The organism is Acinetobacter terrestris, from assembly GCF_004331155.1.
Classification (GTDB): Bacteria; Pseudomonadota; Gammaproteobacteria; order Pseudomonadales; family Moraxellaceae; genus Acinetobacter; species Acinetobacter terrestris.
The window spans coordinates 1-14,278 of the sequence record NZ_SJNZ01000042.1 but is presented as its reverse complement, the minus strand read 5'-3'; the positions used below and the strand labels follow the sequence as shown (position 1 = coordinate 14,278).

Here is a 14,278-nt window from a genome sequence, read left to right as displayed (position 1 = left end):
CCTGATCAGCAGTATGGCGTGTGTGCTGACTTGGCGAATACAGCGTTCTGAAGATGAACAAAATCAGAAAATTCGTATATTTCTGGCCCGTCTTTCAGGCCGACAGCAGAAGAGAGGTAAGTTGGAAAGTGCACCTGCAATATTGGCAGGACTTTCGATTTTACTGAACACTCTTCAACTGCTCTCAGAATATTCAATAGATGAACTGAATGAAATCGCAACAATTGCATTAGGTACCTAAAGATGTGTAGATACCTATGCCTAAAAGGAGAGGGAACACAAGAAGCAGTAATTAATGCGCCTCATCCCAATTCATGCCTTTACCGACTTCCACAATTAAAGGTACTGAAAGTTTCACCACGGATTGCATCACTTCAGCCAGTCTCGGTGCCAGTTCATCAGCAATGTCGGCATCGACTTCAAATACCAATTCATCGTGTACTTGCAGTAGCATTTTGGCTTGGTCTTTCGGTAGCATTTTATCTACTTCAACCATCGCCATTTTAATGATGTCGGCGGCACTGCCTTGAAGCGGTGCATTGATGGCTGCACGTTCAGCACCTTTACGCACCATCATATTACGGGCGTCGATATCAGGCGTATATAAACGGCGACCAAAAATGGTTTCGACAAAACCCTGTTCCAAAGCAATCTGACGTGTACGTTGCATGTATTCGTAAATACCCGGATAACGGTGAAAATATTGTTTGATATAGTCTTGTGATTCCTGGCGGGTAAAGCCCAGTTGACGAATCAGGCCAAATTCCGACATACCATATAGAAGTCCGAAATTGACGGCTTTGGCTTGACGACGCTGGTCATTGGTCACATCTTCCAGCGCAATGCCCAATACTTCAGCGGCTGTACGGCGATGCACGTCTTGGCCATGCTTAAAGGCATCGACCAAAGCTTCATCTTGGGAAAGATGCGCCATTAAACGCAGTTCAATTTGTGAGTAATCGGCTGCCAGCAAGACCCGGCCTTCAGGCGCAATAAAAGCTTTACGAATTTGACGGCCAATTTCGGCACGAATCGGAATATTTTGCAGGTTAGGATCGGTTGAAGATAAACGCCCGGTTGCGGTTAAAGCCTGATGGTAACTGGTATGCACACGTCCGCTGTCATTGTTGGCCTGTTTTTGCAGGCCATCGGTATAGGTACTTTTCAGTTTAGACAGACCGCGGTATTCCAAAATTAAAGCGGTGATGGGATGGTCAATTTTTTCCAGAATACTTTCACTGGTACTGTATTGTCCGGTCGCGGTTTTTTTGCCGCCTTTCAGTCCCAGTTTATCAAATAAAATTTCACCGACCTGTTTCGGTGAGCTGACATTAAAGCTCTGTCCCGCCATTTCAATAATCTGGCTCTCCAGATTTTGAATGGTATTGGAAAAATCTACACTCAATTGATCGAGAAATTTCAGATCCAGCTCGATACCGTTTTCTTCCATCATGGTCAGAACACGGGCAACCGGCATTTCAATATTATGCAAAATACCATCAAGTTCAGGCACGGCTTTTAATTTTTTAGACAGCACTTCATAGAGACGATAGGTCACATGCGCATCTTCAGCAGCATAATGCGCGGCTGTTTCAATCTCGATTTGATTAAAGGTTTTCTGTTTAACCCCTTTGCCGGCAACCTGTTCAAAGGTGGTGGTCAAATGACTTAAATAGACTCGCGCCACATCATCCATGCCGTGACGTGTTGCTACAGAGTTTAAAACGTAGGAAGCAAGCATAGTATCGAAATACCAACCCTGTAATTCAATGCCGTGATTTTGCAAGATATGAGCATCATATTTTAAATGATGGCCAATTTTTTCAATGCTAGCATCTTCTAGAATGGGTTTGATTTGCGCAAGGATGGTTTCACGATTCAGCTGTTCAGGTGCACCTTCATAGTCATGTGCAAGCGGAATGTAGTAGGCATCATTGGCATCAAAAGCCACTGAAAAACCGACCATCTCGGCAATACGATAATCCAGGCTGGTGGTTTCGGTATCAAAGGCAAAGCGTTTTTCGCGACTTAAGCGTTGGAAAAGTTGCTCCCAGTCTGGCTGAGTTAAAATAGTATGATAAGTGGCTTTACCCAATTGATCATCAACACTGCTCAGCTCTGCCTCATCTTCGGTATTAATTACCACTGCAGTATCTACAGAAGTTTCAATTCCCTTGGATGCCTGTTTATAAGCTGAATTATTCGGATTATTGGGATGGTCTAAAGACTGTAACTGATTGCGGAATTCAAGTTCCGTATACAAGCGGCGTAGTTCTTCGACATTTGGGTCAAGCACTTTAAGATCTTCATAAGTAAGCCCCATATCAAGGTCACAGACAATACTCGCCAACTGATGATCGAGAGTAATGCCTTCGACATTGTCTTTAATACTTTGGCCGACTTTACCTTTGATTTTATCGACATTCTCTAAAATGCCACCAATGGAACCATATTCGTTCAAAAGTTTAGCGGCAGTTTTTGCACCCACGCCGGGTACGCCACGAATGCCATCCGAGGCATCGCCCATTAGGGTTAAATAATCGATAATTTGATTCGGCCACACCCCGAATTTCTCAAACACACCATCGACATCCATTGGCTTGTCTTTAAAGCTGTCTTCCAGGGTCACTTTGTCAGTGACCAACTGCGCCATATCTTTATCGCCAGTGGAAATGAGGACCTGATAACCGGCTTTCTCAGCACGTTTAGCCAGTGTCCCGATCACGTCATCTGCTTCAGCACCCGGAAGGGTGTGCAAAGGAATTCCCAAAGCCCGGATCAGGTTGTGAAGGTAGGGAATCTGCTGAGAAAGCTCATCCGGCATACTTGGACGGTCACCTTTATAAATCGATGAAAGCGCATGACGGAAAGTTGGCTCAGGCGTATCAAAAATCACCGCCATATGGGTCGGTTGAATCCGACGCATCAACTTTTGAATCGCAGAAATGGCACCACGAATTGCGTTGGTCTGTAAACCAGTCGAAGTGGTTAGTGGTGGCAGTGCATGGTACGCACGAAATAAAAAATATGAGCCATCGACCAAAACAAATGGTGGCATTGAAAGATTCCTAATTCAAATATCGAGCTTATTGTACGTGATTTTGCACATGAACATAGACACATCATCAAACAAGCGTGTTACCGAATATCTGATGAATGCTTAAAAATCAAAGTCCGAGCTGATGTATGATCAAGTCAAAAGGATTGAGATAAAGAAAAGATGCGCAAAGGGCAGAGCGAAATCCGGATGATTTGGCTGATGGTATTGATTATTGTCGGAGTGGGATCTTGGTTTTTAGATGTACGCGTATTCACGTATTTATGTGGCTTGGCCTTTGTCATGAGCGTGATGCAATATGTCGATGCCATCCAGATACCCGCAGTGAAAATTGCTGCAGAAACAAATCTTTCAGTTCAAGAAACCTCTAAAGTTCCTTTATATCTTTCCTCAATTGTTGCCCTTGTCGGTGGTGCAATGGAATGGAGTTTTGTCGTGGGTCTTGGCATCACGGCGTGGATTTTTTTCTTTCTGAGATGGTTGCGCCGTTTAGAAGGTTTATTAAACCAGGTGCAAACGCGCTTACATCAGACACCAATCAACCTGTCTTCTACTGCCGAAAATCCCCCCCTTCAACTTGCAGAATCTCAAACTGCATCAGCGTCATTAGAGCTGATTGATCAGTTAAAGCAGTGGATCTTTCAAGGAAATCCTGTTTTAAAAGTGGCGATATTGGTGCTGGTGATGGGCATCGTATTATTACTGCGTTTTGCCACCGAACATTGGCAACTCAGTCTTGCACTGAAACTGGCAATTGTGGCCAGTGTCAGTGCCGCAGTTACCGCATTGGGGTATTGGTTCCAGACTAAAAACCGCAGTTTTGCATTGGCTTTGGAAGGCTTGGGCTTAGCCGCATTATTCTTGACCTTATTTTTTGCCTATTACAATGCCGTGATTCCGACTTTAGGCATGGCCGCATTGTGCTTTGCTGTCATCATGGGCGTGACACTCGCTTTAAGTCTAAAACAACAATCTATTGAACTGGCCTTGATGGCGATGATTATTGCCTATATTGCACCGTTTACCTTGCCGGTTCGCAATGCGACAGCCATTGAATTGGTCGCCTATTATGTGGTGATTAATCTTGCTGTTGCCGTGTTAAGTACATTACGGCCCTGGAAAATCCTCAATCAAATTGCCTTTTTAATGACGGTGATTGTCGGAGGAGGTTATGCCTTTTATCAGGGGCAAGAGCAGGAACGCAATACTCTAACTTTATTGGTGATTGTGCATACTGCCATATTTGTCTGGCTCAGTTTCCGCTTTAGCCAGCTGATTGCCAAAGACGATCTTGCCCAATTCAAGCTGAAACCTGCTTTGGATATTGCCCTGATTTTTGGTGCACCCATTATTGCCTATATTTTTATTTATTTAATGCATTTTGAAGAGATGCTTTGGCAAGCAGGTGCAAGTCTGGCTTTTGCAGTCGTGTATGCAGGCTTGTATCAACTGTCTAAACGCAATCAGGCGGTGCAGCTGATTTCACAAAGCTATTTCAGTTTAATGCTGATTTTTCTGGCGGTGATTCCGCCCATTCTGCTATCGGAACAATGGAGCGTGATTGGCTGGGCGGTTGAAGGGCTGATTATTTTTACGTATGCCCTGTATCGCAAGTCGGAGATCAGCCGTTATCTGGCCATGGGCTTGCTGATTGTTGCGGGCTTATCCAGTCTTTATTATCTGGTCGAGCTCAATGAATTCCCACGTGAGATGTATTGGGGACTCTGCCTAAGCTATTTTGCTGTGGTCTTGGTCGCCAATAGCCAAGCATCTTTTAGAAGTCAGCTGAGTAACTCAACCATCGCTTTTCACTGTTTGCAGATGCTGTCTGCAACTACGATGTTCATTGTGCTATTGCTGGATGAAATTGACGGTTCTCATCAACTTGTAATGAGTCTGTTGATGGTTAGTGGATTATATCTGCTGATGAATGAAGTTCTGTTACGTTGCAAAGCCACCTGGACGTGGTTATTTCCTAAATGGCTGGGCTTAATTCCAGTCTTTGTATTTGCATTCATTATGGTGATTGATCAGAGCAAGCAGGGTATTATTGTATGGGAATCTGCTTTTGATCGAATCGGTTTTGCACTTTCTGGCTTGATACTGACTGCATTATGGCTGCGTCCAATGCTGGGCGTGCGGATGGAAAAAGAGTGGGTCAGTTTTGGGACTTTAACCAGTCTTGCCATGACCAGCTTAACGTTGGTTCCGGGCATGCCTTATATCAGTGTGGTGATCTTGCCTTTGCTGTTCTGTGCCTGGTGTTATTGGCAGGTGGATAATCCAGACTGGAAAATGTTCTGGCAAGCACGCAGTAGCCTGGTGCTGATGGCGACGTGGATTATTTGTTCGCAGTTGTTTACCCAACAAGCCTTCCAAGGCTATTTTTTACCGATGGTTAATCCATTTGATCTGGTGAGTATTGCCATGCTGGCAGGCTTTATCTGGATGTTGTCTTTGCAGCTTAAAACCGGCTTAGATAAAGGCATTGTTGCGGTGCTGATAGTACTCAGTCTGCTTTGGCTCAGTAGTTACATTGTGCTACGTGCATTACATATGTATTTGGGTACGCCATTTAACCAACTTGCTTTATGGGAAGATGGTACGGTTCAACTCAGTCTGACTTTGCTTTGGGTCAGTTTGGCCTTTATGACCATGAGTATTGCCAGCCGAAAACAATTGCGTTCCGTCTGGATTTTGGGTGGCAGCATTTTAGTAATTGTCACCTTGAAGCTGGTGCTGTTTGACCTGTCACATATCGGGACTTTAACCCGGGTGATTTCATTCTTGGGCGCAGGCTTTGTGATGTTGGTAATTGCCTATATCGCCCCGATTCCTGAGGGGGGAAAAACAAATCCCTCATCCCGACCTTCTCCTTGAGCCATATATGGCGCAAGAGAAGGAGAAGTTCCCTCTCCTTTATAGGAGATGAGAAGCAATGCTTCGCAAGGGAGAGGTAAAAATAAATCGGATTGAGATAAACGAGAAAATTTATTTTAACCCCGCCTCTCGTTTTACTTCTTTAGCATTGGCATATGGGTCAATATCTTCCTCAGTTAAAGGCTGAACATTCGCAGGACGATCGACAAAGCCCATTTTCGGCACTGGAATTTCAATCTGGTTGTCCAGGAAACCATTACGGATGCGTTCCTGCATCTCATCCCGAACTTTTAAAAAGTTTTCACCGTCACACCAAATTGCAAATAACAGCTCAATCGAGGATTCGCGGAAGGCCGTAACGGTCACGGCAGGTTTTGGATCGGCCAGAACCAGTGGGTATTTGTTGGCGACATCCAGCAGAACTTCACGCACTTTAATGATGTCTTCATGAAAGTTGATGGCTAAAGTAATAGGGATACGCCGGATCGGAAACTTGGACAGGTTATAGACGGGCGCACGAATCAGCTGTTCATTCGGAACACGCACATAGACATTGTCCTGAGTCAGCAGTTTTACCGAAAGCAGGTCAATTGAAATCACTTCACCTTCAATGGTATGACCACGAATCAGGGTCATTTGCACGGTATCGCCAATTTCAAAAGAACCTTCACCAATCAGGAACAAGCCACTGATTAAGTTGGAAGCAGAAGTTTGTGAAGCAAAACCCAGTGCCACAGTTAAAATACCGGCAGCACCTAAAAATACACTCAGTTTAAAGCCGGCTTCTTTAAGGCTGGCCATCACAAAAATCAGGAAAATGAAATAGAAAATACCGCGCCGCCAGACCAGGCTTTGATGGGCATTAAAACGTGAGCCAATGGTGCGGATAAATGCGTTTGATACAAAGCGGGCAATCAGGAAACCAATAATGGATAAGATCACGGCCACTAAAATTTCAGTCAGGCGTTCCGTATTGATATTAGTAAAAATCCCCTTGACGCTTTGGGTGATTTCTTTTGGGATATTTGAATCTGCCATGTTGCCCCCTAGAAAAAAGAATCAAACATATTAAACAAAGCACTGGCGGGAGCGCGTGGCGGATGCAGATACATCACTTCGCCTGCATGCGGCGGGGTCCGGTTTTCAATTCGGATTCGAGGCGGCCGGTCCAGACCTTCATGCAAAACTTTAATTTGTGAAGTCCATAAGCGTCCGGTACTTTCACTATAAAACAGCGGGAGTGCAGAAACAGGCACATTCATCCGGTCAAAGCGTAACTGTTGATGGCTGGTATTATGAAATTCAATCGGGGTGACAGCACGAAAGGCGCGAGGTTTTAATTGATGCAGTTCTGTACGGCCATCGACCGCAGTAGCATAGCAAATTTCCCCCGTGCGGTGATTCGGTCCAAACCAGGTATCTTTAGGCAGAATCACGGGAATATCAAACAGGGGATCTTTCTGTCCTTCAACAAAACCGGCAATCCATAACGGAGTACTGATATACAGCGTACCGCGTTGTCCCGCAGGAATATAAATTGGATCAACCGGTTTGATCACTACGGAACGATCAGCTAAACGCGGCATAAGCTGCAACTTGTTTTGCGTTGACTTGAACATATAACGTTCTACTTTGACCGGTTGTGGAAATCCAAAATTCGGATCTTCAATTTGATGCCATTTCTGTTCATAGTCATACTGAACCTGGGGACGGTGAAATTCCAATCGCCATTCTTGTATACCCCGGGTCAGACGAAATAACAGCGAACCAAATTGCCATGCTTTGGGCTGATTCAATTCAAAAGTGTGTTCACCCCACCATTTTAAATTCGGGTGCTCTGGTTCGATCAATTCATTGATTTTAGACAACGGCACATTTCCTTTATTGCTTAATCAGTAAAAACAGACTTCACGCTGTCTTATGCTTAGAGTACACTCAAATCAATTTATTCATCATTATAAACTTTGATGCAAATACTTAAACAATTACAAATACCCTATAGTTTTGCCAAGCGTCATGGCGTATTGCTTCGATACGAGGGTGATCAAGCCTTTATTGTGCGCCGTGAAAATACGCCATTGCTGGCTATACAAGAAGCGCGTCGCTATTTAGGTCATGTTGCACAGCATCAATTATGTAGCGAACAAGAATTTCATCAATTGCTCAGTTCAAGCTTTGCCGGAGATACTGGCGAATCGCAACAAGTGGCTGCAGGTCTGGAAGATCATCCCGATTTACTCAGTCTGGCAGATTCGGTGCCTGAAGCTGAAGACCTGATGGATCAGGAAGATGATGCACCGATTGTACGACTGATCAATGCCTTATTGTCCGAAGCCATTCGCGTCGGTGCTTCCGATATCCATATTGAATCTTTTGAAAAAAAATTATCTGTGCGTTTACGTGTCGATGGGCAACTTCGAGAAATTGTACAGCCCCGCCGTGAATTGGCGCCACTTTTGGTGTCACGTATTAAAGTCATGGCAAAATTGGATATTGCTGAAAAACGCGTGCCGCAAGATGGTCGTATGTCTTTAAGACTGGCTGGTCGTGAAGTGGATGTGCGTGTATCAACTTTGCCATCGTCGCATGGTGAACGCGTGGTGATGCGTTTACTCGATAAGCAAGCCGGGCGTTTGAATATGACACATTTAGGCTTGAGGCAGCCTGATTATGAGCGCTTAACCCATCTGGTACATCGTCCGCATGGGATTATTCTTGTTACGGGACCGACAGGTTCAGGTAAAACCACCACTTTATATGCGGCATTGTCTGACTTGAATGATGGCTCAAAAAATATTTTGACTGCCGAAGATCCAATTGAATATCAATTGGAAGGTATAGGACAAACGCAGGTCAACACCAAAGTGGATATGACTTTTGCCCGGGCTTTAAAAGCCATGCTGCGTCAGGACCCTGATGTGGTGATGGTGGGTGAGATTCGTGATTTGGAAACAGCAGAAATTGCTGTTCAAGCATCTCTTACAGGTCACTTGGTGCTTTCGACGCTGCATACCAATACTGCGATTGGTGCAGTGACACGCCTAAAAGACATGGGGATTGAGCCGTTTTTACTTGCCAGTTCTTTAATTGGTGTGATTGCGCAGCGTTTGGTTCGTACCTTATGTCCACGTTGCGCAACATGGCATGAAGCGGATGCTTTTGAAACAGAAATTTTCCGCCATTTAGATGTCGGCACTGAACTGAAATTACCGCAACCGAAAGGTTGTGAACACTGTTCGCATACCGGCTTTATCGGACGTACTGCTATTTATGAAATTGTCCCGGTCGACGATCAAATGCGCCGTCTGGTGCATGGCAATGCTGCGGAATATGAAATTGAAACCTATGCGCGTAAACAGTCGGGTTCTATTCGGGATGATGGTTTGCACAAAGTAATAGCAGGAAAAACCACATTGGAAGAAGTGCTGCGTGTGACCAATGAAGCGGCAGATTAGCGAAGTCCTATGACTTTGTATGATTTGATAAATTGCTGAACTTAGCAAAGTTCGGCAATCTTTTCATCAGTTGAGCAAGAACTGGGGTAGTCGGATTATCTGGATTGCACTCAGTTTCATTTTCATAAAACTTCTGCCAAGTTTGTACTCTCTCTAAAGTAAAAATATCTGAGGTTTTGAGCTTTTTATATCTGTTAATGATGCTATTAAGGCTTCTTTTTCAGCAAATTATCTTTTAATAAAACTCAATAAATTTTATGGGGTTTGGGAATATTCACTGAATGGCGAGATTCACTTTAAATTTATCTGACTTTTCTAAGTGAATCAGATCAGTAAGTATAATTTATGTGGATGAGAAATTTGAGATGTGATGAATAGACTCTATCCTAAAATGACCTGATTCATTTTAGGATAGATTTAAATTCTACTTAAGTAATTGGATTTAAGGTTACATTAATATTATTGCGTGTCGCATTGGAGTAGGGACAGACAATATGTGCTGCATCCACCAGTTTTTGTGCTTCTGCCTGATCCATCCCTTCTAAATGAATATTTAAGGTCACTTCAATACCGAAACCGGTCGGGATCGGACCAATTCCAACCTCGCCTTCGATATAAGCCTCTTTACTGATATTCAATTTATCTCGGTTGGCAACAAATTTCATCGCACCTAAAAAGCACGCTGAATAACCGGCTGCAAACAGTTGTTCTGGATTGGTGCCACCACCTGGTCCACCCATTTCTTTAGGTACAGCTAATTGAACATCCAAAATTCCATCGGATGAGGTCGCGCGCCCATCACGTCCACCGGTTGCTTTCGCTTTTGCTGTATAGACTGCTTTTTCTAAAGGCATTGTTATAATCCCTGTGAATTAAATTGAGCTGTTATCGTGTGGGATTTTGGCGAAAGAATAAGCAGTGATTTTGTAATTTTTATAGAAGAAAAAAATTTCGATATCAAACTGAATTGAATTAGAAATTAATAATTTTACGGTGCTGCATTAAAGGCATCGATGTACGAACTGCATTTTGTTCAGCAAGGTCAAAAGGAACAGTAATTAAGCTCGCACCTTCGCTAGTAATGATATCTAGAATCTGACCACGACTATTGGTGGCTCCTGCATGACCCCAAGTTTGGCGTTTTTCACCATGCCAGCCTTGTTGCGCAGCTCCTAAAACCTCACATTGGCTATCCATCGCACGTGCTTGCAGGAGTAATTGCCAATGCATTTGACCGGTGGTGTAGGTAAATGCTGCAGGTGCAGTCAGGATATTTGCACCTTGGGTACGTAAAGTGAGTGCTAGTTCAGGAAAACGCAAGTCATAGCACACCATCAGACCAATATTGCCGAAAGGTGTTTTTGCAACAACGACATCTGTTCCGGGCTCAAAAAATTGGGATTCCTGATATCCACCGACAGCATCACCGACTTGTACATCAAATAAATGAATTTTGTCATAACGCGCTTCAGTACGTTCTGGGCTAATACATAAACTGACCGTACGGACACGACCATCGCTAATAACAGAGCCATCTGGACGGAACGGGCATGGGAGAGTGCCTGCTACAATCCAGATTTGATATTGATGCGCAAGTTTTTCTAGGCGCTGTTGAATGGCTTCAAACTGCGTAGCGGTTTCGCGTTGTTTTCCGCCTGCAAAACAGACAAAGTTTTCAGGGAAAACAATCAGCTCTGCGCCATCTGCTTTACTTTGTTGTATCAAGGACTCGATCACGATGAAATTGGCTTCAATATCATCTTGGGAATTCATTTGTACAACAGAGAGTAAAGTCATGTGATGGCTCTAAATAATAATTTTTATACGTTTTGTTGAGACACTTGTTCTATGGTGTCTTGCTCTTTTTGCAGTTGCTTAACCAAAGGTTCAAACATGTTTTGGTTACTTTCATTCAATTTCATCAATGTTTTATGTGCATCTAAAACAGTGGTTAACATAGCGTTATGGGTAATGTGTTCTTCCATCAATTCACGTGTACATACTTTCGGATCACCGCAGTAATTTAAGATCACAAAAACTTGACCCAAGCCCATGCTATTGGCCAAGGTGGTCATATCTGGATTGGTCGATAACATGACTGCCTGAATTTGGTGAATTTGCTTCAGCTTTAAACCAAGCTTGGCAAGTATCCCTAAAACAGTACTGTCAATGAATGTAGTTTGGGTTAAATCTACGATTGCCCCAACGACATTCGATTGCTGTTCAATTTTACTAAGGAGTTTGTCTAGACTAATACAAGATTGGGCACGCACTTCGCCAATAAGCTTAAAAATATGCGTTCCATTCAAGCTTGCATATTCAACATGACCTGTTGACATATAAATGCCATTTGCAGAGAAGGATTCTAAAATTATCACATAGGGCTACTATAGACTCAAGTAGTCTAGGGTCGTATATCGCTTAGTTGAAAGTTAACGCATTGATTATATGATTAATTCATTCGGCGTAAACTTAGGATCGCAATATCGTCTGCAACATGTTCAGGTGCCTGGAAGGATTGATTCTGTAAATCGAAGACCAATTTTTCAAATTGTTCATTCAGTCCGCCAGAATAAGGTTCGAGTGCACCATCGGAACAAATAATAAACCGGGCATGCCGATTCAGCACACACTCAAACTCTTCCACTTCAAGATCTTCAGTGAGTCCTAAAGGAAAGCTGCTGGTATTTAAAATTTGCGGTGGTTGATTCGGTTCAAAGATAATGGCAGGAGGATAATGTCCTGCACTGGACCAGCGCAGTTGATGTGTTTCTAAATTTAAGACCCCGGCAATCATCGTAATATGTTTTTCGATATTTTCTTGAACCAACATTCCGTTGAGCTTTTTAATCAACTCGCGCGGTGTTTTAGAGCGACCATGAAAGGCAGCCATCCAGGAAGTCAATAAACTGCTGGTGACCCCATGACCAGAGACATCCGCCAGATAAAAGATAATTTCTTTATCGCTGATTTTCCAGTAATCGTACCAGTCACCTGACAAATATGCAGAAGGTTGAAACAAGGTTTCAACTTTATAATTGATCAGTTCAATTGGATTGGGAAGTAAACACTGTTGCAAATGTGCAGCTGAGGGCAGGTCGCGACTATCTTGATTACGTTTATATTGCGCATCAATTTTGAGTAATGACGCTTCGGGATCACCGGGTAATTTATTCCAGATCCAGCCGGCTAAAGCACCTAGCTCCCAGGCTTGGGCTAAAGCTGTACCTTCATTTTCAAACGCCAGCACAATCGTGGGTAATGACCACTGACGCGTCAGATAGTCTTGTACATCCGCAATTGCTAGAATTGTGGGATCATACAAATCAATATCATCTATGTGAATCATTTGTACACCTGGAAGCGTACTTAGAACCTGATCTAAATAAGGAATATTGCGAGTCGGTCGAATGAAATACATAAAGAAATTGTATGATCCTTAAGGTAATAATGTATAGCTGTACTATAACAAGCTAATGATCAGCAAAGAAAGAGACTCTAATGATCATATTCTTTATAAAGGGCAGAGACTTATTTGGTTGGGGTGTCTGCATCATTAGTGTGCATTTCATCAGCAGTACTATCTGAATTATCTTCTGGCACATCGTCCTCAGTGCTATCGAGTTCATCTTCAATGAACATGCTTTCAGATTCTAGCCCTTTTTTTTCTGCAATCGCAAAATTCTTACGCTGCAAGTAAATATCACGAATGGCAGCATATTTATCACCTTGTAATACATTTTCTATATCTAAAATTTGTGAACGGGCATCAATGCCACGTAAAGATTGGTCTGCCCAATAAACACCATCCTGATCATCTAAAATGTATTTTTGTGGGCGTGCCTGACTATCTACTAAGGTACCCAATCCATCACGAAATGTACTTGGACCAAAAAGGGGTAAAACTAAATATGCACCAGAGGGAACGCCATAATAACCTAATGTTGTACCAAAATTTTCTTCTTCAGCAGACAGTCCAAGACGTCGGGCAGGATCGGCAAAGCCTAAAGTGGTGATGGTATTAATGGTAAAGCGTCCTAAAGATTCTGCAGCACGAAGAGGGCGGCCTTGAATCAGTTGATTGACCACATTCCAAGGTTCGCCTAAATTTTTGCGAAACTGACGATACGACCCACGAACATCAGTAGGTACTTTTTCTTTATATTGAATGGCTAAAGGACGAGCTACATGACGATCTAAAACATCATTAAAAGCAAAGATCTGTCTATTCAAAGGTTGCAAGGGATCTTTTTGAATTTCAGGCTGGGATGCATTGGCATTTACTTTTAAATCTTTGGCTTTAACATTTTTCAATTCTTTTAATGCTTCAAGACGAGGGTGTTGAGCTGTTTGGATTTTTTCTGCAGGAAAGGTCTTTAGGTTATCTGTTGTCGAAGATTCAGAAGTATCAATCGAATCATTTGCATATACAGGAGAAATCAAACCTAAAGATAGAAGGCCAGCCCAAACATAATGAAAGTGGTGCATAAAAAATCCTAGAGCTTTATCGTAAGCCAGTGCTTAAAGCTAAAAATACCTAATATAAGTATATTAACAGTTCTTTGAACGAGGGTATTAAAACAAATTTGATCAAATTATGTAGGAAAAAAAGATAAAATGATTAAAAAATATTCATATGATAAAAAAGGTTGGAAAAAGGGGTTGTGCCTGATCTGAAATACTGTAGAATGCACATCCATCGGCGGTGATGTTGATTAAAACTTGTTGAGAAACAAGGATTTAGCCTGAAGGGTAAAATCTGGAAGTCTTGAAGAGGTTTGGAAATAATCAACAAAACCTGTTGACTATTCTTGTAAAGAGAGTAGTATAGCCGACCTAGCTTGCTGGTGACGAATCAGCAAGAAGATCATTAAGAGATTATGAA

The 14,278-nt window shown here is 42.8% G+C and carries 11 protein-coding genes and 1 pseudogene; 3 read left to right on the top strand and 9 right to left on the bottom strand.

Going from position 1 to position 14,278, the window contains the following annotated elements:
• Positions 1-241: pseudogene (locus tag E0H81_RS15400) on the top strand (transposase); the annotation flags it as partial.
• 51 nt (positions 242-292) lie between these two features.
• Here E0H81_RS15400 and polA read toward each other — a convergent pair.
• Entirely contained in the window at positions 293-3,058 is a 2,766-nt protein-coding gene (polA, locus tag E0H81_RS15395; protein WP_131320162.1) for a DNA polymerase I, read from the bottom strand.
• Positions 3,059-3,220: 162 nt separating this feature from the next.
• On the opposite strand from polA, the gene E0H81_RS15390 reads away from it, so the two are divergent.
• Positions 3,221-5,938, top strand: a complete 2,718-nt coding sequence (locus E0H81_RS15390; RefSeq protein ID WP_131320159.1) for a DUF2339 domain-containing protein — start codon at positions 3,221-3,223, stop codon at positions 5,936-5,938.
• Positions 5,939-6,049: 111 nt separating this feature from the next.
• On the opposite strand, the gene E0H81_RS15385 is transcribed toward E0H81_RS15390, so the two are convergent.
• Positions 6,050-6,976, bottom strand: coding sequence for a mechanosensitive ion channel family protein (locus E0H81_RS15385; RefSeq protein ID WP_131320157.1), 927 nt, complete (start codon positions 6,974-6,976; stop codon positions 6,050-6,052).
• Positions 6,977-6,984: 8 nt separating this feature from the next.
• Positions 6,985-7,797: a DUF432 domain-containing protein gene (locus tag E0H81_RS15380; RefSeq protein WP_378235373.1), complete on the bottom strand. Its 813-nt coding sequence runs from the start codon at positions 7,795-7,797 to the stop codon at positions 6,985-6,987.
• Between the two features lie 108 nt (positions 7,798-7,905).
• On the opposite strand from E0H81_RS15380, the gene gspE reads away from it, so the two are divergent.
• On the top strand, positions 7,906-9,393 hold the full coding sequence (gene gspE / locus E0H81_RS15375; protein WP_131320153.1) for a type II secretion system ATPase GspE: 1,488 nt from the start codon (positions 7,906-7,908) through the stop codon (positions 9,391-9,393).
• Between the two features lie 7 nt (positions 9,394-9,400).
• On the opposite strand, the gene E0H81_RS16355 is transcribed toward gspE, so the two are convergent.
• The 6 genes from E0H81_RS16355 to E0H81_RS15350 form a co-directional block, all read right to left on the bottom strand.
• Positions 9,401-9,559, bottom strand: coding sequence for a DUF4951 domain-containing protein (locus E0H81_RS16355; protein WP_342353509.1), 159 nt, complete (start codon positions 9,557-9,559; stop codon positions 9,401-9,403).
• A 262-nt stretch (positions 9,560-9,821) separates the two neighbouring features.
• Positions 9,822-10,247, bottom strand: coding sequence for an organic hydroperoxide resistance protein (locus tag E0H81_RS15370; protein ID WP_131320151.1), 426 nt, complete (start codon positions 10,245-10,247; stop codon positions 9,822-9,824).
• Between the two features lie 118 nt (positions 10,248-10,365).
• A complete protein-coding gene (locus tag E0H81_RS15365; RefSeq protein WP_131320148.1) occupies positions 10,366-11,190 on the bottom strand; it encodes a carbon-nitrogen hydrolase family protein in 825 nt (274 codons plus the stop codon).
• 23 nt (positions 11,191-11,213) lie between these two features.
• Positions 11,214-11,732 carry an anti-anti-sigma factor GigB gene (gene gigB, locus E0H81_RS15360; RefSeq protein WP_131269550.1) on the bottom strand — a complete coding sequence of 173 codons (519 nt, stop codon included), beginning with the start codon at positions 11,730-11,732 and terminating at the stop codon, positions 11,214-11,216.
• A 113-nt stretch (positions 11,733-11,845) separates the two neighbouring features.
• A complete protein-coding gene (gene gigA, locus E0H81_RS15355; RefSeq protein ID WP_131320145.1) occupies positions 11,846-12,814 on the bottom strand; it encodes an RsbU family protein phosphatase GigA in 969 nt (322 codons plus the stop codon).
• Between the two features lie 110 nt (positions 12,815-12,924).
• Positions 12,925-13,881 carry an MlaA family lipoprotein gene (locus E0H81_RS15350; protein WP_131320143.1) on the bottom strand — a complete coding sequence of 319 codons (957 nt, stop codon included), beginning with the start codon at positions 13,879-13,881 and terminating at the stop codon, positions 12,925-12,927.
• Positions 13,882-14,278 lie beyond the last annotated feature (397 nt).